21 protein-coding genes are annotated in these 21,886 nt (G+C 72.1%); 6 read left to right on the top strand and 15 right to left on the bottom strand.

The genetic code is table 11. The features are described from left to right. Nucleotides 1-273: 273 nt before the first annotated feature. On the bottom strand, nucleotides 274-1,485 hold the full coding sequence (locus ACZ4Z1_RS11000) for a sensor histidine kinase (protein WP_468486250.1): 1,212 nt from the start codon (nucleotides 1,483-1,485) through the stop codon (nucleotides 274-276). Between the two features lie 267 nt (nucleotides 1,486-1,752). Between ACZ4Z1_RS11000 and ACZ4Z1_RS10995 the strand changes: the two genes are divergently transcribed. Together ACZ4Z1_RS10995 and ACZ4Z1_RS10990 are read left to right on the top strand one after the other, a co-directional pair. Next, nucleotides 1,753-2,796 (top strand): SAM-dependent methyltransferase, encoded by a 1,044-nt coding sequence (locus ACZ4Z1_RS10995; RefSeq protein WP_468486249.1) that lies wholly within the window; start codon nucleotides 1,753-1,755, stop codon nucleotides 2,794-2,796. Nucleotides 2,797-2,852: 56 nt separating this feature from the next. Then, nucleotides 2,853-3,995, top strand: a complete 1,143-nt coding sequence (locus tag ACZ4Z1_RS10990) for an NADH-quinone oxidoreductase subunit D (RefSeq protein ID WP_468486248.1) — start codon at nucleotides 2,853-2,855, stop codon at nucleotides 3,993-3,995. 96 nt (nucleotides 3,996-4,091) lie between these two features. On the opposite strand, the gene ACZ4Z1_RS10985 is transcribed toward ACZ4Z1_RS10990, so the two are convergent. The 3 genes from ACZ4Z1_RS10985 to ACZ4Z1_RS10975 form a co-directional block, all read right to left on the bottom strand. Continuing rightward, the gene (locus ACZ4Z1_RS10985) at nucleotides 4,092-4,646 is read right to left on the bottom strand and encodes a DUF4232 domain-containing protein (protein WP_468486247.1); all 555 of its coding nucleotides are present in this window, start codon (nucleotides 4,644-4,646) and stop codon (nucleotides 4,092-4,094) included. Nucleotides 4,647-4,936: 290 nt separating this feature from the next. Further along, a complete protein-coding gene (locus tag ACZ4Z1_RS10980) occupies nucleotides 4,937-5,590 on the bottom strand; it encodes a GNAT family N-acetyltransferase (protein ID WP_468486246.1) in 654 nt (217 codons plus the stop codon). Nucleotides 5,591-5,777: 187 nt separating this feature from the next. Then, nucleotides 5,778-6,392 (bottom strand): TetR/AcrR family transcriptional regulator, encoded by a 615-nt coding sequence (locus tag ACZ4Z1_RS10975; RefSeq protein ID WP_468486245.1) that lies wholly within the window; start codon nucleotides 6,390-6,392, stop codon nucleotides 5,778-5,780. Between the two features lie 87 nt (nucleotides 6,393-6,479). Here ACZ4Z1_RS10975 and ACZ4Z1_RS10970 point away from each other — a divergent pair, with 87 nt between their 5' ends. Next, a complete protein-coding gene (locus ACZ4Z1_RS10970; RefSeq protein ID WP_468486244.1) occupies nucleotides 6,480-6,983 on the top strand; it encodes a DUF1453 domain-containing protein in 504 nt (167 codons plus the stop codon). Nucleotides 6,984-7,092: 109 nt separating this feature from the next. On the opposite strand, the gene ACZ4Z1_RS10965 is transcribed toward ACZ4Z1_RS10970, so the two are convergent. Then, entirely contained in the window at nucleotides 7,093-7,641 is a 549-nt protein-coding gene (locus ACZ4Z1_RS10965; protein ID WP_468486243.1) for a TetR/AcrR family transcriptional regulator, read from the bottom strand. A gap of 295 nt (nucleotides 7,642-7,936) precedes the next feature. Here ACZ4Z1_RS10965 and ACZ4Z1_RS10960 point away from each other — a divergent pair, with 295 nt between their 5' ends. Next, nucleotides 7,937-9,136, top strand: coding sequence for an MFS transporter (locus ACZ4Z1_RS10960; RefSeq protein ID WP_468486242.1), 1,200 nt, complete (start codon nucleotides 7,937-7,939; stop codon nucleotides 9,134-9,136). Between the two features lie 80 nt (nucleotides 9,137-9,216). Here the strand turns inward: ACZ4Z1_RS10960 and ACZ4Z1_RS10955 are convergent, their stop codons facing one another. The 4 genes from ACZ4Z1_RS10955 to ACZ4Z1_RS10940 form a co-directional block, all read right to left on the bottom strand. After that, on the bottom strand, nucleotides 9,217-10,584 hold the full coding sequence (locus tag ACZ4Z1_RS10955) for a hypothetical protein (protein WP_468486241.1): 1,368 nt from the start codon (nucleotides 10,582-10,584) through the stop codon (nucleotides 9,217-9,219). A 133-nt stretch (nucleotides 10,585-10,717) separates the two neighbouring features. After that, a complete protein-coding gene (locus ACZ4Z1_RS10950; RefSeq protein WP_468486240.1) occupies nucleotides 10,718-11,731 on the bottom strand; it encodes an ABC transporter substrate-binding protein in 1,014 nt (337 codons plus the stop codon). A 226-nt stretch (nucleotides 11,732-11,957) separates the two neighbouring features. Then, nucleotides 11,958-12,686 carry an ABC transporter permease gene (locus ACZ4Z1_RS10945; protein WP_468486239.1) on the bottom strand — a complete coding sequence of 243 codons (729 nt, stop codon included), beginning with the start codon at nucleotides 12,684-12,686 and terminating at the stop codon, nucleotides 11,958-11,960. Nucleotides 12,687-12,690: 4 nt separating this feature from the next. Beyond that, nucleotides 12,691-13,425 (bottom strand): ABC transporter permease, encoded by a 735-nt coding sequence (locus ACZ4Z1_RS10940; RefSeq protein WP_468486238.1) that lies wholly within the window; start codon nucleotides 13,423-13,425, stop codon nucleotides 12,691-12,693. Between the two features lie 193 nt (nucleotides 13,426-13,618). Between ACZ4Z1_RS10940 and ACZ4Z1_RS10935 the strand changes: the two genes are divergently transcribed. Beyond that, the gene (locus ACZ4Z1_RS10935; protein WP_468486237.1) at nucleotides 13,619-14,824 is read left to right on the top strand and encodes an ABC transporter ATP-binding protein; all 1,206 of its coding nucleotides are present in this window, start codon (nucleotides 13,619-13,621) and stop codon (nucleotides 14,822-14,824) included. Nucleotides 14,825-15,153: 329 nt separating this feature from the next. Here the strand turns inward: ACZ4Z1_RS10935 and ACZ4Z1_RS10930 are convergent, their stop codons facing one another. From ACZ4Z1_RS10930 to ACZ4Z1_RS10905, 6 genes are all read right to left on the bottom strand, one after another. Next, entirely contained in the window at nucleotides 15,154-15,636 is a 483-nt protein-coding gene (locus ACZ4Z1_RS10930; RefSeq protein ID WP_468486236.1) for a DUF3180 domain-containing protein, read from the bottom strand. A 154-nt stretch (nucleotides 15,637-15,790) separates the two neighbouring features. Then, entirely contained in the window at nucleotides 15,791-16,384 is a 594-nt protein-coding gene (folK, locus tag ACZ4Z1_RS10925; protein ID WP_468486235.1) for a 2-amino-4-hydroxy-6-hydroxymethyldihydropteridine diphosphokinase, read from the bottom strand. Further along, nucleotides 16,381-16,740 (bottom strand): dihydroneopterin aldolase, encoded by a 360-nt coding sequence (gene folB / locus ACZ4Z1_RS10920; protein ID WP_030019216.1) that lies wholly within the window; start codon nucleotides 16,738-16,740, stop codon nucleotides 16,381-16,383. Before folB ends, folK begins: the two co-directional genes overlap by 4 nt. Nucleotides 16,741-17,156: 416 nt before the next feature. Continuing rightward, nucleotides 17,157-17,654 (bottom strand): nuclear transport factor 2 family protein, encoded by a 498-nt coding sequence (locus ACZ4Z1_RS10915; protein WP_468486234.1) that lies wholly within the window; start codon nucleotides 17,652-17,654, stop codon nucleotides 17,157-17,159. After that, nucleotides 17,651-18,571, bottom strand: a complete 921-nt coding sequence (gene folP / locus ACZ4Z1_RS10910) for a dihydropteroate synthase (RefSeq protein WP_468486233.1) — start codon at nucleotides 18,569-18,571, stop codon at nucleotides 17,651-17,653. Before folP ends, ACZ4Z1_RS10915 begins: the two co-directional genes overlap by 4 nt. A gap of 79 nt (nucleotides 18,572-18,650) precedes the next feature. Beyond that, entirely contained in the window at nucleotides 18,651-20,495 is a 1,845-nt protein-coding gene (locus ACZ4Z1_RS10905) for a phosphatidylglycerol lysyltransferase domain-containing protein (RefSeq protein WP_468486232.1), read from the bottom strand. A 140-nt stretch (nucleotides 20,496-20,635) separates the two neighbouring features. Here ACZ4Z1_RS10905 and ACZ4Z1_RS10900 point away from each other — a divergent pair, with 140 nt between their 5' ends. After that, entirely contained in the window at nucleotides 20,636-21,751 is a 1,116-nt protein-coding gene (locus ACZ4Z1_RS10900) for an alpha/beta hydrolase (protein ID WP_468486231.1), read from the top strand. Nucleotides 21,752-21,886 lie beyond the last annotated feature (135 nt).

Genomic DNA, 21,886 nt, shown 5'->3' with positions numbered 1-21,886 from the left:
GTCCCTTTCAACGGCGGTGCGGGTGGCGGAGCCGGTGGTCCCGGCGCCGGGAGGGCCGGCCGGCGACGGCGCGGCAACAGGGTACGTACGGAGGCGGATGCGCCGAGCGGGCGGACGGCGCACGAAGACGGAAGGCGCAGCCGGAGGGCGAAGGAAGGAGGCGAAGGAAGGGCAGACGGACGGGCGTGCAGGCGCAGGCGCACGGGCGTAAAACATACGGGCACAGGACATACGGTCAACGCGCGAGCCCCGCCCCGGCGCCACCGCCCCGACTCACTGCCCCGACTTGAGCGGCAGGACCGCGCTGATCCGGAAGCCGCCTCCCGGTCGCGGCCCCGCGTCCAGGCTGCCGCCGACCATGCCGACGCGTTCGCGCATGCCGATCAGCCCGTGGCCGAGGCCGTCCGCCCCGCCGGCCGCGTACAGCTCGTGCTGGGCGCCGCGCCCGTCGTCCTCGATCAGCAGGTCCAGCTCGGCGTCCTGGTATGCGAGGCGGACCGTGGCGCCGACGTCCGGGCCGCCGTGCTTGCGGGTGTTCGTCAGCGCTTCCTGCACGATGCGGTACGCGGTCAGCTCGACGCTGCTGGGCAGCGGGCGCGGTTCGCCCGCCACCTGGAAGTCGACCGGCAGTCCGGCTCCCCGCACCTGGTCGATCAGGTCGGCCAGCTGCTCGACGCCGGGCTGCGGCACGTACTCGCCGCTCTCGGGCTGTTCGCCGGTGCGCAGCACGCCGAGCAGCCGCCGCATCTCGGCGAGCGCCTGCCGGCCGGTGCCGGAGATCGTCTCCAGCGCCTGTTTGGCCTGCTCGGGCGCGGCGTCCAGCACGTAGGCGGCGCCGTCGGCCTGGACGACCATCACGGACACGTTGTGCGCGACGACGTCGTGCAGCTCGCGGGCGATACGGGCGCGCTCGGCGGCCACCGCGATCCGCGACTGCGTCTCGCGCTCCTTCTCCAGGCGGGCGGCCTTCTCCTCCAGCTGGGCCCAGTACGCGCGGCGGGTACGGACCGAGTCGCCGAGCACCCACGCCAGCACGAAGGGGACGGTGAGCAGGGCCATGATGAACAGGCCCTGCCACAGGCTGCCGGGCGGGGCCTGGCCGTTGCCGTAACGGACGGCGTAGAGCGTCGGGCCGATCAGAGCCCCGATGAGGGCGGTGCGCGAGGCCCAGCGTGTGGTGCCCGAGGCGACTGTGTAAATGGTCGCGAGCATCGCGAAGTTGGACGGTTTGGGCCCTACGTCGAACGCGATCTGGCAGAGACCGACAAGGATGGACAGCAGCATCATCTTCTCGGGCGCCTTGCGCCGCAGGGCGACCGTGAGGCACATCGCGGAGACGACGAGGGCGTCGAGGCCCGTCTCGCGCTCGCTCTGCACATCCGCCGACGCCACCAGCATCAGACAGTTGAAACCGAACAGGAGGACGGCCCAGAAGGTGTCCACCCCTGTCGGATGCCTGCGGAAGAAGTCGTAGAGACGCTGCACGTCACCCAGCGTAGGCAGGCCGTATAGGTGTACGGGTCAACCGGACGGGCGATCCTGGGGGACGGGAGTACTCCGCAAGGTGGAGACGGGGCTGCCACCGGGGTCCGCGGACCTGATCAGGTGCTCCGATCAGGTGTCCCGATCAGGTGTCCCGATCAGGTGTCCTGATCTGCGGCCGGGGCGAGGGCCGCCGGGGACGGAGACAGGGGCCGGGTACGGGGCCCTCCCCGCCGCGGGCCGCCGCCCGCGTCCGCGTACCGTGGTGCGGTGACACACGACTGGTGCGGCTGGCGGGACGCCACGGAGCGGGCCCTTTACGGCCCCGGCGGCTTCTACACCAGCGGCGACGGGCCCGGCCCGGCCGGCCACTTCCGTACCTCCGTCCACGTCTCGCCGCTGTACGCCCGGGCACTCGCCACGCTGCTGTGCCGCGTCGACGCGTCCCTGGGCCGTCCGGCGGAACTGGCGCTGATCGATGTGGGCGCCGGGCGTGGCGAGCTGCTGACCGGAGTGCTGGCGGCACTCCCCGAGCCGGTGTGCGCCCGTGTGCGCCCCTATGCCGTCGAACGCGCCCCCCGGCCCGCCGGTCTCGACGGCCGCGTCACCTGGCTCGCGGAGCTGCCCGCACCCGGCTCGCTGACGGGCCTGCTGTTCGCCAACGAGTGGCTCGACAACGTCCCGGTCGATGTCGCCGAGACCGACGAGGACGGCGTGCCGCGGCACGTACTGGTCCGCCCGGACGGCACCGAACGGCTCGGCGACCCGGTCACCGGCGCGGACGCCGAGTGGCTGGCCCGGTGGTGGCCCCTGACGGCCGCCGGACCCGACCGCCCCGGCCCCGGAGCCGCAGGTTCCACCGCCGCCCCCGGACTGCGCGCCGAGATCGGCCGCCCGCGGGACGCGGCCTGGGCCCGGGCGGCCGGCACCCTGCGCGCCGGCCTCGCCGCCACCGCCGACTACGCGCACACCCGCGGCACCCGCCCGCCCTTCGGTACCCTCACCGGCTTCCGCGAGGGCCGCGAGGTCCCGCCCGTACCGGACGGCACCTGCGACATCACCGCCCACGTCGCCCTGGACGCCTGCGCGGGCCCCGGCGCCGAGCACCTCACCCAGCGGCAGGCGCTGCACGCCCTCGGCATCGACGGCAGCCGCCCGCCGCTCTCCCTCGCGTCCAGTGACCCGGCCGCCTACGTACGGGCCCTCGGCTCGGCGGGCGCGGCGGCGGAGCTGACCGATCCGGCGGGCCTGGGCGCCTTCGGCTGGCTCCTGCAGCCGGTCGGCGGGGCCTGTACGGGCCTGCTCGCCCTCTGAGAGCCGGTGCCCGACCGCCGGCCGCCCCCGCCGGACCGAACTGCAAGACTGTCCCCATGACGGAGACCACGGTCGGCATCGGCGGCGCGGCGGAGAGCACCGACATGGTGCTGAACATCGGCCCGCAGCACCCCTCCACGCACGGCGTGCTGCGGCTGCGCCTCGTCCTGGACGGCGAGCGCATCCAGCACGCCGAGCCCGTGATCGGCTACATGCACCGCGGCGCCGAGAAGCTCTTCGAGGCGCGCGACTACCGCCAGATCATCATGCTCGCCAACCGCCACGACTGGCTGTCGGCCTTCTCCAACGAGCTGGGCGTCGTCCTCGGCGTTGAGCGGATGCTCGGCATGGAGGTCCCCGAGCGGGCCGTGTGGACCCGTACGCTGCTCGCCGAGCTGAACCGGGTCCTGAACCACCTGATGTTCCTCGGCTCCTACCCCCTGGAGCTGGGCGGCATCACGCCCGTCTTCCACGCCTTCCGCGAGCGCGAAGAGCTGCAGAACGTGATGGAGGAGATCTCCGGCGGCCGGATGCACTACATGTTCAACCGCGTCGGCGGCCTCAAGGAGGACCTGCCGGCGGGCTGGCTCGGCCGCGCCCGGCACGCCGTCTCCGAGGTCCGCTCCCGGATGGACGTCTTCGACCGGCTGGTCCTGGGCAACGAGATCTTCCGCGGCCGGACCCGCGGCATCGGCGTACTGAGCCGCGAGGCGGTGCACGCGTACGGCGTCTCCGGGCCGATCGCCCGCGCCTCCGGCGTCGACTTCGACCTGCGCCGCGACGAGCCGTACCTGGCGTACGCCGACCTCCGGGACACCCTCAAGGTGGTGACCCGCGAGGAGGGTGACTGCCTGGCCCGCTTCGAGTGCCTGCTGGAGCAGACGCACAACTCCCTGGACCTGGCCGACGCCTGCCTGGACCGGATCGCGGGCCTGCCGCCCGGCCCGATCAACCAGCGCCTCCCGAAGGTCCTCAAGGCCCCGGAGGGCGCGACCTACGCCTGGACCGAGAACCCGCTCGGCATCAACGGTTACTACCTGGTCTCCAAGGGCGAGAAGACGCCGTACCGCCTCAAGCTCCGCTCGGCGTCGTACAACAACATCCAGGCGCTGACCGAACTGCTGCCGGGGACGCTCGTCGCCGACATGGTCGCCATCCTCGGCTCGCTGTTCTTCGTGGTCGGCGACATCGACAAGTAGCGGGCCCGCGCAGAGCCCCTGAAGCTACGTACGGGCCGGGGCCCGGGCGCTGCTCACGGCCGGTGCCCGGGGGCCGCTTGCGGGCCGGGGCCCGAGCTAGGTACGCGGCTTCGGGCCCTCCCGGTGCCACGCCGTGATGCCCAGCTTGCCGGTGGACCCGAGGTCGATCAGCTCACGGACCAGCTGTGGGCGGCCGCCGCCCTCGGCCGGGGTGAGGGCCAGGAACGCGCCGTTCACGGCGGGGCCCGTCACGTCCGTCACGCGGTTGCGCCACATCAGTACGGCCCTGGCGTGCTCACCCGGCTTGAGCGTGAGCGGCTCGGGGCCGACGTCGTCCACGATGTCCGAGCCGTGGCTGATCTTCACGTCCAGCGGTTCGCGGTTCTCGTCGAGGACCTGGACGCCCGCGTAACCGTTCACCTTGTAGGGGCGCTTGCCGCAGTTGGTCAGGGTGATGCCCATCGCACGGGTGCCCATGGCGGCGTCCACCCGGGAGCCCTTGACGGCGACGCCGCCCTCGGGGCAGGCGGGGGCGGTCCGGGACGGCTTGGGCTCGGGTCCGGGCTTCGCCTCGGGCTCGGCCGCGGCCGAACAGCCGGCGGCGGCGAACGCCGCGACGCCGAGCACGGCCGCCAGGAGGGTCCGCGTCACCGGTCCGGTGGCGCTTCCGGTCGCTCTTCCGGTGCCCGGTCCGGTGGCACTCCCGGTGCCCGGTCCGGCCACGCTCCCGGTACCCGGTCCGCGCGTGCCCCTGGTGCCCGCTGCCGCCACTGCCCCACCCCGTGTTCGCCCCGGCGCCCGCGCGTCTGCGTACGGCGTGCGGCTCCCGCTGATCAAGTCGGCGCCAGCGTACCCGTACGGGGACAACGCCGGACCCGGCACCGGACCCTGGCCTCGGCACCGACCCCTCAGCCCCGGACCCGGCCCCCGCATCGCCCCCCTCACCCACCGAACAGTGCCCGGCACTCCTGCGACCAGCCCTCCACCTGGACCGGCACCGCCCGGTGCGACTCCCACCCCGCCCGGTCCAGCCGCAGTCGCCGCAATGTCCGCGCCTGCCCGCGCACCGCGGCGACCTGCACCCCGTCCGGCACGTATCCGAGCTTGCGCGAGACGGCCAGGGACCGGGGGTTGTCCGTCATCGCGGCGGAGGTGACGGCGTGCGCGCCGAGCTGTTCGAAGGCGAAGTGCAGGACGGCCGCCCGCATTTCCGTGCCGATGCCCTGACCCTGGTGGGCCAGCCCGAGCCAGGAGCCGGTCTCCGCCTCCCTGGTCACCCCGAACGCGGTGGCGGACAGGTCCTGACGGCCCGCCACCTGCCCCTCCCGTACGACCGCGAGGCTCAGCGTCCAGCTCTCCGGGCGCCACTGCGCGACCGTGGCGAGCACGTGCTGGAACGTCGCGCGCCCGCGTTCTTCGGGGGTGGCGTCCGTCCAGGGCACGGTGAACGGCATCTCGGCCGCGTCGTGCACGCCGTCGGCGGCGACCGCGGCCAGCTCGTCGAGCAGGTCGAGGCCGGGCAGGCGCAGTTCGAGGCGGGGCGTCCGGATGCGGATCCCGTAGAGGGGCCAGTGGTGTCGGCGGGGCTCTTCCATGACGGAATGCTGGCGAACGCGGGTCGCGTCGTCGACCGGATTACGCCGAGCCACCGCACCATCGACCGGAATACGCCGATCTGCCGCACCTTCGACCGGATTACGCCACTCCACCACACCATCGACCGGAATACCGCGGCACCACCGCGTCATCGACCGGATTGCCGCGGCGGCGCGTCCCGCCCTCTCAGCCTGCCTTCAGCCCCTGGAGATGCCGGCGCAGCACGGCCTTCTGCATTTCCGGTGTGACGTACTCCGGTTCCAGCACGGCCCGCAGGTTGAGGCCGTCCAGCAGGGCGGACAGCCGCAGGCACTCCAGGTCCACGTCCAGGTCCGCGGGCAGGCCGCCGGCTTCCTGTGCCCCGCGCAGCACTCGCGCCAGCAGGGCCCGCAGGCCGGTCTCCATCTCCACCGCGCACGCCCGCAGCTCCGGACGGAGCCGGGCCGCGCCGCAGAACGCCGTCCAGAGGACCGCTTCCTGGCGCCGTTCCTCGTCCAGCGCCAGGAACTCGCCGATCAGCTCCTCCACCCGTGCCGGGCGCTCCCGCCGCGCGGCCGGGTCGAGCAGGCGGTCCACATGGGTCCGCACGCGCCGGTCGATGCGTGCGCTCAGCTCGCGCATGGTGAAGAGCAGCAGTTCGTCGTGGTCGCGGAAGTAGTGCCGCACCGATCCGACGGCGAGCCGGGCCTCGTCGGCGACATTGCGCAGCGAGGCACCCTCCACCCCCTCACGCGCGACGACGCGCAGGACGGCGTCGGCGACGGCCTGACGGCGGGCTCCGGGGTCGACGATCTTCGGCACGTTGCCATTGTGGCACACCCGGGCTAAATTGTTTTTGGCACGACTGAGCTAAAACGCGTTCCGGCGCGATCGACCCAGGGGGAATCCATGAACGGCTGGCTGCTCGCGGTAATCATCGCCGCGGTCCTCGTCCTCGTCATCGCCAAGCGGCTGCGGGGCGAACCGGTCAACATCCGCGACCTCTTCGCCGGCCCGGCCGTCCTCACCGGCCTCGGCATCCTCTTCATCACCGAGGCCGACGGCGTGACGGGGACCGACATCGCCTGGGTGATCCCCGGCGCCTTCCTCGGCCTCGGCCTCGGCGCCGCACGCGGCATCCTGGTACGCCTCTTCGAGAAGGACGGCGTCCTGTGGCAGCGCTACACCGGCCGCACATTCCTGGTCGTCCTCGCGTCACTGCTGCTCTCGGCCGGTTACGGGATCCTCGCCGAGCACATGGGGATGCACGCGTACGCGCGGCCGGCCCAACTCACCATCGGTGTCAGCTTCCTGGGCGAGTCCCTGCTGATCTACTTCCGCGCGCGGAAGACGGGCACGCCCTTCGCGCCGGAGAAGGACCCCCTGGCCTTCCTCGGCCGCCGCTTCCGGTGAGCCGCGCGACCGAGAGGGACCGCGCAGCCGAGAGGAACGCGTAGCCGAGAGGGAGCACGCAGCCGGAAGGGGGCGCACAGCCGCCGGGAGGCACGACGCGTAAGAGGGATCACGCGGCCGCGAGGAGAGCGGCCGCGACCGCCCTGGCGCGCCGGGCGGGCGCCGCCGAGCGTTCACGCAGGGCCGTGACCTGGGCTCCGTCGATCAACAGGACGAGCTGTTCGGCCAGTTCCCGCGTGCCGCGCACGTATCCGGCCTCGGTGAGCAGTTCGGCGACGTACGTGATCATCGCGTGCTTGTGGGCGGCGGCGGCACGGTGCGCGGCGCTCGCCGGATCGGCGATCTCGACCATCGTGTTGATGGCGGCGCAGCCGCGGTAATCGTCGGACGAGAAGCGTTCGGCGAGGGCGTCGAAGAGGGCGAGCGGTGCGCCGCCGCGCTCGGCGACCGCGGTGTGCAGCCAGTCGAACCAGCGCCGGCCGTAACCGTCGATCATGGCCACGACCAAGTCGTCCTTGCTCGCGAAGTGCCGGTAGAACGAGGCCCGGCCCACCCCCGAGGTGGCGAGCAGCCGCTCCACGCCGACGGCACGGATGCCCTCGGCATAGAAGAGATCCTCGGCTGCCCTGACGAGGCGTTCCCGGGCGTTGGTCGGCATACGGCCACGATAACCAACCTTGACTCCATACGGAACCGATCGGTACCGTCTCGCCGTCCAGCAGACGGTACCAATCGGTACCATTTACGGAGCCGGAGCCCGCATGCCCCGCAACAGCGCGCCCGATCACACACCCGATCACACACTCGACCGCACACCTGGTCAGCCGCCTGTTCAGCCGCCAGGCCAGGCGCCGCCTCTGTCGCCTCCGCCACTCGCGGAACCACCCGCGCCACCGGCAGATGCGACCGCGTCCACCGCCCCCGGCGCGGAGAACTGGCGCTTCCACGGAACCGTGCTCGCCCTCGGGACGTTCGTCGTCGGCACCGACGCCTTCGTGATCGCCGGCGTCCTGCCCGACATCGCCGCCGATCTGCACGTCGGGCTCGGCGCCGCCGGTCAGCTCGTCACCGTCTTCGCCATCGCCTACGCGGTCCTCTCGCCCCTTCTCGCGGCGCTCACCGCCGGCTGGTCCCGGCGTACGGTCCTGATCACCGCACTGCTCGTCTTCGCACTCGGCAACGCGGCCACCGCCCTCGCCCCCGGTTACCTGCCGGCCCTGGCCGCCCGCGTCGTCGCGGCGGCCGGTGCCGCGCTCTACGCCCCGAACGCCTCGGCCACCGCCGCCGCCCTCGCGGGCGAGGCGTCCCGCGGGCGCGCCTTCGCCCTGGTGAACACCGGGCTGACCTCCGCACTGATCCTCGGAGCGCCGCTCGGCACCGCCATCGGCGGCGCGTACGGCTGGCGCACCACGATGTGGCTGGTCACCGCCCTGCCGCTGCTCGTCGTACCGCTGCTCGCGGCCCGCCTGCCGCGCATCCACACCGACTCGCCCCGCGGCCTGCGCCGCCGCCTCGCCCCGCTGGCGGACCGCGGTGTCCTGTACACGCTCGTGGTCACCGTCGTGGTGTTCGTAGGGATCTACATCCCGTTCGAGTACATCAGCGCCGTGTACGGGCCCGTGCTCGGAGGCAGCGGTACGGGGAGCAGCGCCGCGGGCGGCGGAGGCGGCGGGGAGGGCGGTCTTACGGCTGTGCTGCTCCTGGTCTTCGGCATCACCGGTACGGCGGGGAACCTTCTCGCCGGGCACCTGGCCGACCGCTTCGGCCCGCGGCGGGTGGTCCTCGGCGCCGCGCTCGCGCTCACCGTGGTCTTCGGACTCGTACCGCTGAGCCGGGAGTGGCTGCCCGCCGCACTGGTCGCGGTGGCGGTCTCCGGCTGGGTGTCGTTCTCGGTGACCACGCCGCAGCAGCACCGGATCGCCGCGCTCGCCCCACAGGCACAGTCCGTGGCCGTCTCCCTCAACGCGGCCGCCATCTACCTCGCCGTGTCCCTGGCGGGCGGCCTGGGCGGCGTCGGGCTGGAGACGGTGGGCGCGGCCCGGCTGCCCTGGCTGGCCGCCGGATTCACCTTGGCCGCCGCCGTGCTGACGGCCGTACGCCGGCCGCGGGCGGAACGGCCGGAACGGGCGGGGGAGGCGGCGGGGGCTCCGTAACCGGCCCGGACATGACGACGCGCCCGGCAGTGGGCCTGCCGATGGGCAGGGCGGCCACCGCCGGGCGCCGGGTCACGAGGTCAGGAGGAGACCGCGCTACGCAGTTCCGCCAAGTCGATCTGCTCGGTCTCGTCGTGCGCGGTCAGGTCGATGACCTCACCATTGCCGGCGTCCCCGTCCGCCTCCGCGCCCTCGGCCGGCTTCGCCGCTCCAGGCTTCGCCGCACCGGACTTCACCGCACCCGACTTCACCACCGCTGCCTTGCTCTCGCCGGACGTCACCTCGTCCGTCGTACGGGCCCGGCCGAGCGCCGACTGTTCGGCGACCGCCTCGTCCCCGACCACGTCGGCGAGGTCCTCCTCCAACTGCCGGACCGGCTTCGGCCGGCGCGTCACGGTCGACGGCACGCCCATGCCCGGACCGGCCTCCGGTGCCCCGCTCCGTACGGCACCGGTGCCGGTGGCCGTACCGAAGAAGTCGAAGCCGCCCTGCACCCGGGAGGCGGGCAGACGCTGGGCCCGTACGGGCGCGACGACGACAGCGGCCGCTGCGGCCGGAACCGGGCGCAGCGCGGACGCCTTACCTCCACCCCACTGCTCAGCGTCCGCATCTGTGGCCGGGTCGGCCGTATTAGCCGTATTGGCCGCATCCAGCTCAGCGCCGGAGCCCGGCTGTCCGCCGGAGTCCCCGTCGCGGCCGGCGTCACCGGAAGCCGTACGGGCGGGAGGCCCGCCCCCATCCGCACCGGCGGCACCTCCGGCCCCGGCGGCCACAGGCTTCCGTGTGCCCGGCTTCGGCCCCCCGGGCTTCGGGGTAGCGGGCTCCGGGGCGGCGGCCGTACGGGCCCGGCCTTGCGCGGCCGGGCGCTCGGTGGCCGCCACGGGATTCCCCTGGCCGTCCTCACCGTCCCGGGCCTGCGCGGTCCCGGCCTGGCGGGCCGCGTTGCGCGGCAGCTGCCGCAGGGCTTCCGCCGCCCGGTGGTACATCCCCGCGGTGAGCGCGCCCGGCACGCTCCCGTCCGGAGCGGCCGCGGTCCCGGCCGTCAGCTCCCTGGCGGGCTCCCCGGACTCGATGGCCAGCAGCCGGCGGCCCTCCAGGGCGCTGGCACGCTCGGTCTCCGCGGTGGCGTAGCGGCGCAGCAGCTCGGCGTGCTCACTGCGCAGCCGGGCCAGCTCGGCCCGCTTGGCGCGCAGCTTGGTGTCCAGCTTGCCGCGTATCTCGCGGGACTCCTCAAGGTCCGTTTCGAGTTCGGCTATGCGTTCGTCGGTCTTCCACTCGTCCCGCACCCGGGCGTTCTTCAGCTCGGCGACGCTCTTGCCCGCCGTACGGTCCCACGCGCGCAGCAGCACGGAACCGGTGACCGCGGCGGCCGCCGCGCCCGTGGCGAGAGCGCCCTGAACCAGGTCGTCACCGACGAACCAGACGCCCGAGGCGCAGGCTAGGGACACACCGGCGACCGTCACGGGAGGAAGAAGCCGGTGCAGGGGTGGCGAATGGCGGTGGCGTCCTCGTGGCATGGCCTGAAACTTACCGTGCGTGCGGGACCGATGGGGCCCCGCCCGCCGGTTCGTTTCCCGGTGGTTACTTCTTTGCCAGTCCCTTGGACTCCAGATAAGCGCTCGCGACATCGGCGGGCTTCTGCCGTTCCGCGTCGACCTTGCGGTTCAGGCCGATCAGATCGGCGGTCGTCAGCTTCTCCGTGAGCTTGCCGAGTGCCGCCTCGATCTCCTTGTCACCGGCGCTCTCGGCATTCACCACGGGCAGCACATTGTCGGCATTCTGCAGCTTCTTGTCGTCCTTGAGCAGCACCAGGCCGAAGTTGTCGAGGGTGGCGTCCGTCGTCGTGGTCAGCACCATCTGGTCCGTGCCGTCCTTGACGGCCTGCTTGGCCTGCGTGGTGCCGACGCCCTTCGGGTCGATGCCCGTCACGTCTATGCCGTAGACCTTCTCCAGGCCCGGCTTGCAGAACGGCCGCGTCTCGCACTCCTCACCCGCCGCCAACTTGATCTTCTGCTTGGAGCGGCCGAGGTCGGAGAGCGTCTTGAGGTGGTACCGGTCGGCGAATTCCTTCGTCACCGCGAACGCGTTCTGGTCCGTCGCCTCCCCGGCCGGCAGCACCTTCAGTCCGCGGGGCCCGGCGAGCGCCTTCAACGCCGTGACGGTCTTGCCGATGTCGCTGGAGGCGACGGGCTTCGCGTCCGGCCCGTTCTTCTTGGCGTTGAGGAATTCGGCGAGGGTCGAGGCGTATTCCGGTACGACGTCGATCTGGCCCTTCTCCAGCGCCGGCTCGTACAGCTCGCGATTGGCGAGCGTCTTGACGGTGGCGTGGTATCCCGCATCGGAAAGGATCTTGGAATAGATCTCCGCGAGCACCTTCGACTCGGTGAAACCGGCCGACCCGATGACGATGTCCCCCTTCCCCCCACCGCTCTTGGCTCCTCCCTTCTCCTCCAGGCTCTTCCCGCCACAGGCGGCCAGCCCGCCCGCCAGCGCGAGCACGGCCCCCGCGGCGAGCGCCGCCCGCGCCGCACGCGACGGCTTGCGGCCGGGGTGGGTGTGATGGCCGGGGCGCTGACTGTTCGGGTCCTGATTCATACCGATTCACCATCCAAGGAGGAGAGAGGAAAAGTCCATGTGCGGTTCGTGTAAGGCCCCGGAGACCGGAGCCGCCTCGCCACCGGGCCGACCACCACACCGCTCCGGCCGACCGCCGTGTCCGTATGGCCGGCCGGCGTGTCCGTACGAGCGACCGGCGTGTCCGCATGGGCGACCGGCGCCCACCGCCACGCCCGTCCATGCCCACCGCCGCACCCGCCCGGGCCTACGCGGGGCTCCCGGCCGGGGCCTTGTCATCCGTCGGCCCACGGGACTTCCGCGCTCGGCCGCGGCTCCGGCGCATCGGGTCGAAGGCCCGGTCCACCAGCACCAGCAGCCCCTCGACCAGCAGTGCCAGTACGGCGACCAGCACCGCGCCCGCGACCACCTGCGGCGTGTTGTAGTTGCCGAAGCCGGCGGTGATGATGCGGCCGAGGCCCCCGCCACCCGCCAGCGCGGCCAGGGTCGCCGTGGCCACGACCTGGACGCCGGCGGAGCGCAGGCCCGTCATGATCAACGGGTAGGCGAGCGGCAGCTCGACCCGCAGCAGCAACTGCGGCCCGGACATGCCCATCCCGCGCGCCGCCTCGACCACGTCCCGGTCGGCCTCCCGCATCCCCACGTACGCGTTGGTCAGCAGCGGCGGCACCGCGAACAGCACCAGCGCGATGATCGTCGGCCAGTCCCCCGCCGTACCCAGCGGACTGAGCGTCAGCAGGACCAGTACGGCGAACGTCGGCACCGCGCGCCCCACGTTGGAGATGTTGACCGCCAGCGCGCCGCCCTTGCCGATGTGGCCCAGGTACAGGGCGACCGGCAGGGCTGTCAGGCAGGAGATCGCCAGGCACATCGCGCTGAGGTAGACATGCTCGCCGAGACGGTGCCACACCCCTTTCTCCCCGGCCCAGTTGGCCGAGGCCGCCAGCCAGTCCCAAGCACCCGTCATCGCGTCCATCGCCTCAAGCCACCACCTTCTTCGCCCGGCCCGCGGCCCGCCGCTCGCGCCGTGCGCGGGACCGCACCCGCGCCTGCGCCCTGGTCCACGGCGTCAGCAGCCGCTGAAGGCCGATCAGCAGGACGTCGGCGACCACCGCCAGCAGCACGCACAGCACCGACGCCGTCAGCACCTCCGCCTTGAAGAAGCCCTCCATACCGCTGGATATGAGGTTCCCCAGGCCGCCGTAACCGACCACCGCGCCGATCGTCGTCATCGCCACCGTCGAGACCGTCGCGATCCGCAGACCGGCCGTCAACGCGGGCAGCGCCAGCGGGAGTTCGACACCGAACAGCAGCTTCACGGGGCCGTACCCCATGCCGCGCGCCGCCTCGCGGACCTCCTGCGGCACCGACTCCAGCCCGGCGAGTATGTTGCGCACCAGGATCGTCAGCGAATACAGCACCAGGCCCGTGACGACCACGGCGGCCGAGACCCCGAACACCGGCGTCAGCAAAGCGAACATCGCCAGCGACGGGACCGTGTACAAAATCGTCGTCAGCCCGAGGACCGGACCGGCAGCGGCCCGCCAGCGGCGGGCCACGAGCGCCAGCGGAAAGGCGACCAGCAGTCCGATGACGACGGACACCAGCGTGATGCCCACGTGCTGAACGGTCGCGTCCACCAACTCCTGGCTGCGCGTCCGGACATACTCACCGCAGATCCAGTCGTTCGCCTCCAGGCAGTTCTGTGCACTCACCCGCGGTCACCTCCCCGCCCTGTCGCTCACATTTTCGGTGACTGTCTGCGACCCTATCCCCCACCACTGACAATCCGGCCGGCCCGCCATCCAGTCGTGACAAGACAGCCGCGACGGGGCGGTTTCGGCGGGTAGGAGCCGGTGAGCACAGCGCGCCTACCCGGCCGGCGACCGTCCACACTGGGGAACCACCATGATCCGTTTTGAACACGTCACCAAGCGCTACGACGACGGCACCACCGCCGTCGACGACCTCTCGTTCGAGGTAACGGAGGGCGAGCTGGTCACCCTCGTCGGGCCGTCCGGCTGCGGCAAGACCACCACGATGAAGATGGTCAACCGGCTCATCGAACCGACCAGCGGCCGGATCCACCTCGACGGCGCGGACATATCGACCATCGACCCCGTCGAACTGCGCCGCCGCATCGGCTACGTCATCCAGCAGGTCGGCCTCTTCCCGCACAAGACCGTGCTGGACAACACCGCGACCGTCCCGCACCTGCTCGGCTGGCCGCGCAAGAAGGCCAGGGACCGCGCCGCCGAACTCCTCGACCTGGTCGGCCTCGACCCCTCGCAGTACGGGGACCGCTACCCCGACCAGCTCTCCGGCGGGCAGCGCCAGCGCGTGGGCGTCGCCCGCGCGCTCGCCGCCGACCCGCCCGTCCTGCTGATGGACGAGCCGTTCGGCGCGGTCGACCCGGTCGTCCGCGAACACCTCCAGACCGAGTTCCTGCGACTGCAGTCCACGCTCCACAAGACGGTGCTCTTCGTCACCCATGACATCGAGGAAGCCGTACGGCTCGGTGACCGCATCGCGGTCTACGGGGCGGGCCGCGTCGAGCAGTTCGACACCCCGGCCACGGTGCTGGGGGCACCGGCCACCCCGTACGTCGCGGAGTTCGTCGGCGCCGACCGCGGGCTCAAGCGGCTGTCGGTGACGCCGATCGAGACCGGCGACCTGGAGCAGCCGCCGGTGGTCCGGCTCGACGACGACGCGGCGCGGGCGGCGGCGCGGCTCGCGGAGGAGGGTGCGGCGTGGGCCGTGGTCCTCGACGCGGACGGCGGCCTGCACGGATGGGTCTCCGGGGCCGGGCTGGCCGCCGGAACGGGCGGGGCGGGGGCCGAGACCGGGACCGAGGCCGGGGCCCGGACCGGGCGTGAGGTACGGGACCACGCACGGCGCATGGACGCGTGGCTGCCGCTCGGGGCGCCGCTGAAGCAGGCGTTCAGCACGATGCTCCAGCATGACGCCGGGTGGATCGCGGTGCTGGAGGAGGAACGATTCCTCGGCGTGCTGACGCCTGCGGGGCTCCATGCGGCGTTGCGGCGGTCCACGGCGGCCGACGCGGGGCGCTCGGCGCGCGGCGAGGTCGTGGTGGAAAGCGTTCCCGGCTCGTAGCCGCGCCAGGCGGGGGAGGGCTGGTCGGTGGCGGATGCGCGGTCCGGCCGCCGGGTAGCCGCGCGGCGCGCGGGGCGGTGGCTGACGGTCCGGCCGCCAGGCGGGTGCGGGTCGGCTCGGGCTGGGGGTATCGCGGCCTGGCGGCCGCTCGTCCTCAAACGCCGGAGGGGCTGGATTCGGCCTGCCCTGAGCCGTCACCACCCGGGCCAGACGAGCCAGACGGGCCGGACGAGGGGGCGCCTACGAGCCCGAATCGCGCCGCGCCCGCAACCGCGACCCGAAGGTGAAGCCTGGCCCCGCCCCGCGCCCCGGGTCCGCCGGCCCGCCGCCTACGCCGCGCTCGCCCCCGCCTCATCGTCGTCCTCCGGGAGCTTGCACACGCGTTCCAGGAAGAGGGCGGCCGCTACCACCGCTGCGCCGGCCAGGACGGAGAAGCCGGCGTGGATGGCCTGGGCGCGGCGGGGGTCGACGCCGAAGTCCGTGGTGAGCAGGAAGACGCCGACGCCGCCGTACACGCCGGCCGCCAGGGAGGCCACCAGGGCGCTCGCCTGGCCGAAGACGACGGCGCGTGCGGCGACCAGCGGGTCGACGCCGCGGGCGTCGGGGCGGCGTTCGCGCTGGGCCTTCAGGCGGGAGCGCAGGGAGACGGCGGTGGCGGCCAGTACGGCGGCGATCAGGGCCAGTACGACGGGGGCGGCCAGCGGCACGCTGGGCAGCGTGCCGAAGGAGTCCCACAGCCGGGCGCCGGCCCATGCCAGCACCCCGGCCGCCAGGAACAGCCCGACCAGCACCTTGATGTGTAGCTGCTTCACCGAGCGTTCGCCCCTTGTGCCCTCGTCCTCGTACGTGTGGTGCGGAATACAGGTATACGCGTGATCGTGCGGTTTCCGTGCGTCACGGCAGGTCCGGTACGCCGTACGGCACCGGCGTCCGCGGGCGCTCGCGCCGTACCCACCGGCCCAACGATTACTCGGGCAGCCGGAGTTCCAGGTCCACGCGCGGTACGACACCCTCGCGGCCGACCGCCGAGAGCAGTTCCACCACCGCGCCGCGGCCCGGGACCACCGCCTCCGGGTCGACGTCGTGCCACGGCACCAGCACGAAGGCACGCTCGTGGGCCCGCGGGTGGGGCAGGGTCAGCAGCGGGTCCTCGGAGACGACGTCCTGGTACGCGAGGATGTCCACGTCGATCGTGCGCGGTCCCCAGCGCTCGTCGCGGACGCGCTCGAAGGCCTCCTCGATCGCGTGGCCGCGCTCCAGCAGCGAGGCGGGCGGCAGCGTCGTCTTGATGAGCACCACCGCGTTGAAGTACGTCGGCTGCGAGCCCGGGTCGACGCCCCACGGCTCGGTCTCGTACACCGGCGAGACGGCCTTGACGCGGACGCCCGGGGTGTCCTCCAGCGCGTCGATGGCGCCCTGGAGGGTCTCCAGGCGGTTGCCGAGGTTGCTGCCGAGGGAGATCACGGCGCGTTTCGGGTTGGAGAGCGTCACGTCCGCGGCGTCCACCCGCTCCACCACGGACGTGGGCACCGGCTGTACGGTCGGGTCACTGCTGGTCATACTCGGCTCCGGGTGATGGTGATGGTCACGTCGTCAAAGGGGACGGTGATCGGGGCGTCCGGCTTGTGGACGACCACCTCCACCTCCTGCACCCCCTCGTGCTTGAGGCACTGGCCGGCGATGCGCTCCGCGAGCGTCTCGATGAGGTCGACGGGCTCGCCCTCGACGACGGCCACGACCTCCTCCGCCACGACGCCGTAATGCACGGTCTTCGCGAGGTCGTCGGTCGCCGCCGCCGGGCGGGTGTCCAGGCCCAGCACCAGGTCCACGATGAAGGTCTGGCCCTCTTCGCGTTCCCGGGGGAAGACCCCGTGGTGCCCTCTGGCCTTCAGCCCACGCAGCGCGACACGATCCACGCGAATCACACTCCCACTGGTCCCATTGGCACCTCTGGTACCACTGATCGTCGGAATTGCGGGCGGGAACCAGAGTCTCGTCCGGCGCACCGCCCCGTCATCGAATCTACCTGCGAGCACCGACAGTGCTTGCCCACGGGGGCCATGGACAAGGCCCCGTACGACTGCTAGGCGGCTCTGCCGGGCCGTGCACGCGGTCGTCCGCGCGGGCACTACCCGTGGGTCCGCGGTCCCACCCCTACCCGTGCAGCACTTGGCTCGAACGGGTGCGCCGGAGTCGACCTCGCTGACGCTTCCCGCTGACGGGTACGGCGGCGTCTTCGCAGGCCGACGACCTGGCGGTGGTCACCGTACGTCCACGGAACAGCCACACAGCGCCGGTGAAACCGCGCCAAGACTTCACGCGAGCTTCACGTTCAGACGCCGCCGCCCACGCCCCCGGCACCCGGCCCGTCGTCGTCGCGGGCGTCATCGGCGCCGCCGTCCCCGTCGTCGTCCTGATCGGCCAGGACGGGAGAGCCGTGGTGCGACCAGACCCGCCAGCCCTCCTCCGTACGCCGGAAGACGTTGGTCGCGACCACGAGCTGGCCGATCAGCGGCCCGACCGAACCGTCCTCCTCCGCGGGCCCGCCGCTGAGGATGTTCTCGGTGCAGGTGACCAGCGCGGTGTCACCGAGGACATCGATCTCCACATCCGTCAGGAAGAACTGGATGTACTCGGTGTTCGCCATGATCAGGGCGTACGAGCGCAGCACCTCGCCGCGCCCGCGCAGCACCGGCCAGCCCGGGTGCACCACGCTCACCTGGCCGTCCATCCACATCTCGGACATGGCCGCGTGGTCACCGCGCTCCATGGCCTCGTACAGGTCGGTGTTCGCCTGCTCGACCAGCTCGATGTCCGTACGTGGAGTCACACCGCTCCCGTCGCGTCCGCCGCACCCGCGGCGCCCGTCACACTCGTTCCGCCCGTCACCTGTGCCGCGCCCTCCACGGCGCGGGCGACCCGTACCGCGTCCGCGCTGGCCCGTACCTCGTGCACCCGCACCGCCCAGGCTCCCTCCCGCGCGACCATCGCCGAGACCGCGGCCGTCGCCGCGTCCCGCTCGCGGGCGGGCGGCGGAGCGGCCTGTGCGTCCCCTGCCAGCACCCTGCCCAGGAAACGTTTGCGCGAAGCGGCCACCAGCAGGGGGCGGCCCAGCTCCCGCAGCCGCGCCAGGTGCGCGATCAGCGCCAGGTCGTGCCCGGCCTCCTTGGCGAAGCCCAGTCCGGGGTCGACGACGATGCGCTCGGGGTCGATGCCGCCGTCGACCGCCCGGTCCAGGCTCTGGCGCAGTTCGCCGAGCACCTCGGTGACGACGTCCCCGTACACGGCCCGGTTGTTCATGTCGATGGACCGGCCGCGCCAGTGCATCACCACGAAAGGCACCCCGGCCGCGGCAACCACCGGCACCATCGCCGGGTCGGCCGCGCCCGCGCTGACGTCGTTGACCAGCCGCGCGCCGGCCGCCACGGCCTGCTCGGCCACCGAGGCGCGCATGGTGTCCACGGAGACCATGGCCCCGGCGGCGCACAGCTCCCGTACGACGGGGACGACCCGGCGCAGTTCCTCCGCCTCGTCCACCCGGGCCGCGCCGGGGCGCGTCGACTCGCCGCCCACGTCCACCAGGTCGGCGCCCTGCGCCACCAGGTCCAGGCCGTGCTTGACGGCCAGCTCGGTGTCGAACCACTGCCCGCCGTCGGAGAACGAATCGGGCGTCACGTTCACCACGCCCATCACCGCGCAGCGGTCCCAGTCCGGAAGTCCGGCCACCCGGCCGCGCAAGGTACTCATGCCCCCAGCCTAGGCGTCTGCGGTACGGGCGCCGCCCACCCCCGGGAGGAGCGGGCGGCACGACGGGAACGTAGCGTCGCTACGCGGCCGGTTCGACCTGTTCCGCGCTGATCGGCTTCTGGGTGTGCGCGCACGGCCGCGGCTCGGGGGCCTTCTTGCGGCGCAGCGCGCGGGGCAGGCTCAGCTCCAGGTAGCCCTCGGCCTGGAGGGCGGCCAGGCCGATGCGCGGGATGTCCCGGCTGTTGCGGAAGACCACGAAGCGCGGCTCCCAGCGCGGGCGGAACTTGTCGTTGAACTTGTACAGCGACTCGATCTGGTACCAGCGGGACAGGAAGATCAGCATGCCGCGCCAGACCCGGATCACCGGCCCCGCGCCCAGCTTCTCGCCGCGCTCCAGGGAGGAGCGGAAGACCGCGAAGTTCAGCGATACCTGCTTGATCTTCAGATCCGGCGCCGCCTGGAGGGAGGCCACGATCAGCAGCTCGTTCATCCCGGGGTCGGCGGAACGGTCGCGGCGCATCAGCTCCAGCGAGATGCCGTCCTTGCCCCACGGTACGTAGTGCTGCATCGCCTTCAGGTCTCCGAACGGGCCGGGCTCCTCACCCTCGGCCGGCGCCAGGTGCGCGGTGGCGATCACCGCGTCCCCGTCCTGCTCGGCGTCGATACGGCCCAGCGCCATGGAGAAGCCGCGCTCGGTGTCGGTGTCGCGCCAGGCGTCGGCCGCCTTCTGGACGCGCGCCAGCTCCTCGGGCTCCAGGTCGCGTACCCGCCGCACCCGGGTCTCGTACCCGTTGCGCTCGATGCGCTTGACCATCTGGCGTACGTTGCGCATCGCACGGCCGGTGAGGGTGAAGTCCGCCACGTCGACGATCGCCTCGTCGCCCAGCTCCAGCGCGTCCATGCCGGTCTCGCGGGTCCAGACCTGCCCGCCGGTCTCGCTGCAGCCGGTGACGGCCGGGGTCCAGGAGTGCGCCCGCGCCTCCTCCATGAAGCGCTCGATGGCGCCCGGCCAGGCCTCCACGTCGCCGATCGGGTCGCCGCTGGCGAGCATCACGCCGGATATGACCCGGTAGCAGACGGCGGCCTTGCCGGTCGGCGAGAAGACCACGCCCTTGTCGCGGCGGAGCGCGAAGTAGCCGAGGGAGTCGCGGCCGCCGTGCCTGGCGAGCAGTTCCCGCAGCTGTTCCTCGTCCTGCTCGGTGAGCCGGGCGGCCGGGTGCTCGGGGCGGAAGGCCAGGTAGGCGGTGGTGGCGACGGTCAGCAGGCCGAGCGCGCCGAGCGAGTAGCCGACGGTGTAGTCGACGTTGTTCACGTACCGGACCGGGCCCTCGAAGCCGAAGAGGCCCCACATGACGTGCTTGAACCGCTCCCACACCGACGGATCGCCGATGATCTTGTGCGGATGGGAGTTCACGATCACCAGGCCGAGGCCGAAGCTGATGCCGCCGAGGGCGACGAAGTTCAGCAGGGCCTTCACCCGGCTGCGCGGGTCCGGCAGAGCACCGAAGGCGCGCCGGTGCCACACCAGGAAGGCCAGCAGGGCCAGCGAGAGGGCCGCGCCGACGACGGAGTGCCGGTAGACCAGCTGGGCGGCGATGCCCACCGGGAGCAGCGCGACGGCCGCCACCCAGGCCCGGCGCTTACGCCGTTTGAGCCCGTGGGCGAGCATCAGCAGCAGGATGCCGACGACGATGGAGGAGGCCGCTGCCAGGGCGCTCACGGTGCCCGGCAGGACCTCCGCCAAGGCATGGAGCCTGCTGTGCCGGAAGCGGGGAAACAGCCCGGCAACCAGGTTCAGCAGTCCGACGACCGCTCCGGCCGTCCCTACCAGTGGCGGCACCTTTTCCGGGCGGGGGCCGCGCAGCCAGCGTGGCGGACACCACGCAACCGTCCCGGACTTTTCGCCATCTAGCCTGTCAGACATTACTTTCCCGTCGCCCCGGTCGAGAGAACGTGCGAGTCTTAGTCGCAGCATCTGGACTTTTGCGCCCTGTATGACGGCGTTTCAGGGCCCGGGGTTCCATCTGCGGCACGGATGACCGGCCGCCCGGAAGAAAGCACCACATGGGTCTCACCAGTAAAAAAGTGCTGCTCTTGGCCGTCCTTTTCGCGGTAGCACTCTTTGCTCTCACCATCTGGCTGTGGCCGCGCCTGTCCCGGCAGAACTGGCGCACGGTCCTCGGCCGCATCGGCCTGCTGCTGGCGACCCAGCTGTCGATCTTCGCGTCGATCGGCCTCTTCGCGAACAATTCGTTCGGTTTCTACGCATCGTGGGCGGACCTGTTCGGCCAGGAGCAGGAGCCGGGCGTGGTGACGAATTACGAGACCGGGCCGAACGGCACCAAGCTGAAGATGCTGGGCAGCGAGCACGTCGGCGTACCCGGCGGGTCCAAGCCGCACGTGGGCGGCCGGATAGACAAGGTCGTGCTCCAGGGCGAGAAATCCAAGATCAACAGCCCGGCGTTCGTCTACCTGCCGCCGCAGTACTTCCAGCCGAAGTACGCGAAGAAGCGCTTCCCCGCCTCCGTGGTGCTGACCGGCTACCCGGGCACCGCACAGGCCCTCTACAAGAAGCTGCACTTCCCGCAGACCCAGCACGAACTGGTCCGCAAGAAGAAGATGCAGCCGACGATACTGGTCATGATGCGCCCGACCGTCGCGCCGCCGCGGGACACGGAGTGCGTGGACGTCCCGAACGGCCCGCAGACCGAGACGTTCTTCACCCATGACGTGCGGCACGACATATCCAGCCACTACCGGGTGGGCACCGACGCCAGGAACTGGGGCGTCATAGGGGACTCCACGGGCGGCTACTGCGCCCTGAAGATGCCGATGCGCTACCCGAAGGCGTTCTCCACCGGCGTGGCCCTCTCCGGCGCGTACAAGGCCCCGCTCGACGCCTCGACCGGCGCGCTCTTCGGCGGCGACAAGCAGCTGGAGCGGGAGAACAACCTGCTGTGGCGGCAGCAGAACCTGCCCGCGGCGCCGGTGAACCTCCTCGTCACCTCCAGTAAGCAGGGCGAGGACAACTACAAGGACACGCTGAAGTTCATCCAGCAGACCAAGTCGCCCGGCCGGATCGCGTCGATCATCCTCGACAGCGGCGGCCACAACTTCAACACCTGGCGCCGTGAGATACCCGCCGCCTTGGAGTGGATGGGCGGCCACCTCAAGGCGTAGCGGAACACCGCCCGGAAGGCGGCGTACGACGCGGGCGGGGGGGGGGGGGAGGCAAAACAACGCAACACACGCCCAGCCGGTAAAAACAAACCCACACCAGAAAAAAAAACGAAGAAGCCAAAAGACGGCGCGCAC

The sequence above is a fragment of the Streptomyces sp. NPDC030165 genome, assembly GCF_055573595.1.
This window is presented reverse-complemented; position numbering and strand designations above follow the sequence as displayed.

What these genes read in the sequence shown, in the direction of transcription:
- ACZ4Z1_RS10990 (WP_468486248.1), top strand. Translation starts at nt 2,853, where the DNA reads ATGACGGAGACCACGGTCGGCATCGGCGGCGCGGCGGAGAGCACCGAC.
- ACZ4Z1_RS10980 (WP_468486246.1), bottom strand. Translation starts at nt 5,590, where the DNA reads ATGGAAGAGCCCCGCCGACACCACTGGCCCCTCTACGGGATCCGCATC.
- ACZ4Z1_RS10970 (WP_468486244.1), top strand. Translation starts at nt 6,480, where the DNA reads ATGAACGGCTGGCTGCTCGCGGTAATCATCGCCGCGGTCCTCGTCCTC.
- ACZ4Z1_RS10965 (WP_468486243.1), bottom strand. Translation starts at nt 7,641, where the DNA reads ATGCCGACCAACGCCCGGGAACGCCTCGTCAGGGCAGCCGAGGATCTC.
- ACZ4Z1_RS10950 (WP_468486240.1), bottom strand. Translation starts at nt 11,731, where the DNA reads ATGAATCAGGACCCGAACAGTCAGCGCCCCGGCCATCACACCCACCCC.
- ACZ4Z1_RS10945 (WP_468486239.1), bottom strand. Translation starts at nt 12,686, where the DNA reads ATGGACGCGATGACGGGTGCTTGGGACTGGCTGGCGGCCTCGGCCAAC.
- ACZ4Z1_RS10935 (WP_468486237.1), top strand. Translation starts at nt 13,619, where the DNA reads ATGATCCGTTTTGAACACGTCACCAAGCGCTACGACGACGGCACCACC.
- folK (WP_468486235.1), bottom strand. Translation starts at nt 16,384, where the DNA reads ATGACCAGCAGTGACCCGACCGTACAGCCGGTGCCCACGTCCGTGGTG.
- folP (WP_468486233.1), bottom strand. Translation starts at nt 18,571, where the DNA reads ATGAGTACCTTGCGCGGCCGGGTGGCCGGACTTCCGGACTGGGACCGC.
- ACZ4Z1_RS10905 (WP_468486232.1), bottom strand. Translation starts at nt 20,495, where the DNA reads ATGTCTGACAGGCTAGATGGCGAAAAGTCCGGGACGGTTGCGTGGTGT.
- ACZ4Z1_RS10900 (WP_468486231.1), top strand. Translation starts at nt 20,636, where the DNA reads ATGGGTCTCACCAGTAAAAAAGTGCTGCTCTTGGCCGTCCTTTTCGCG.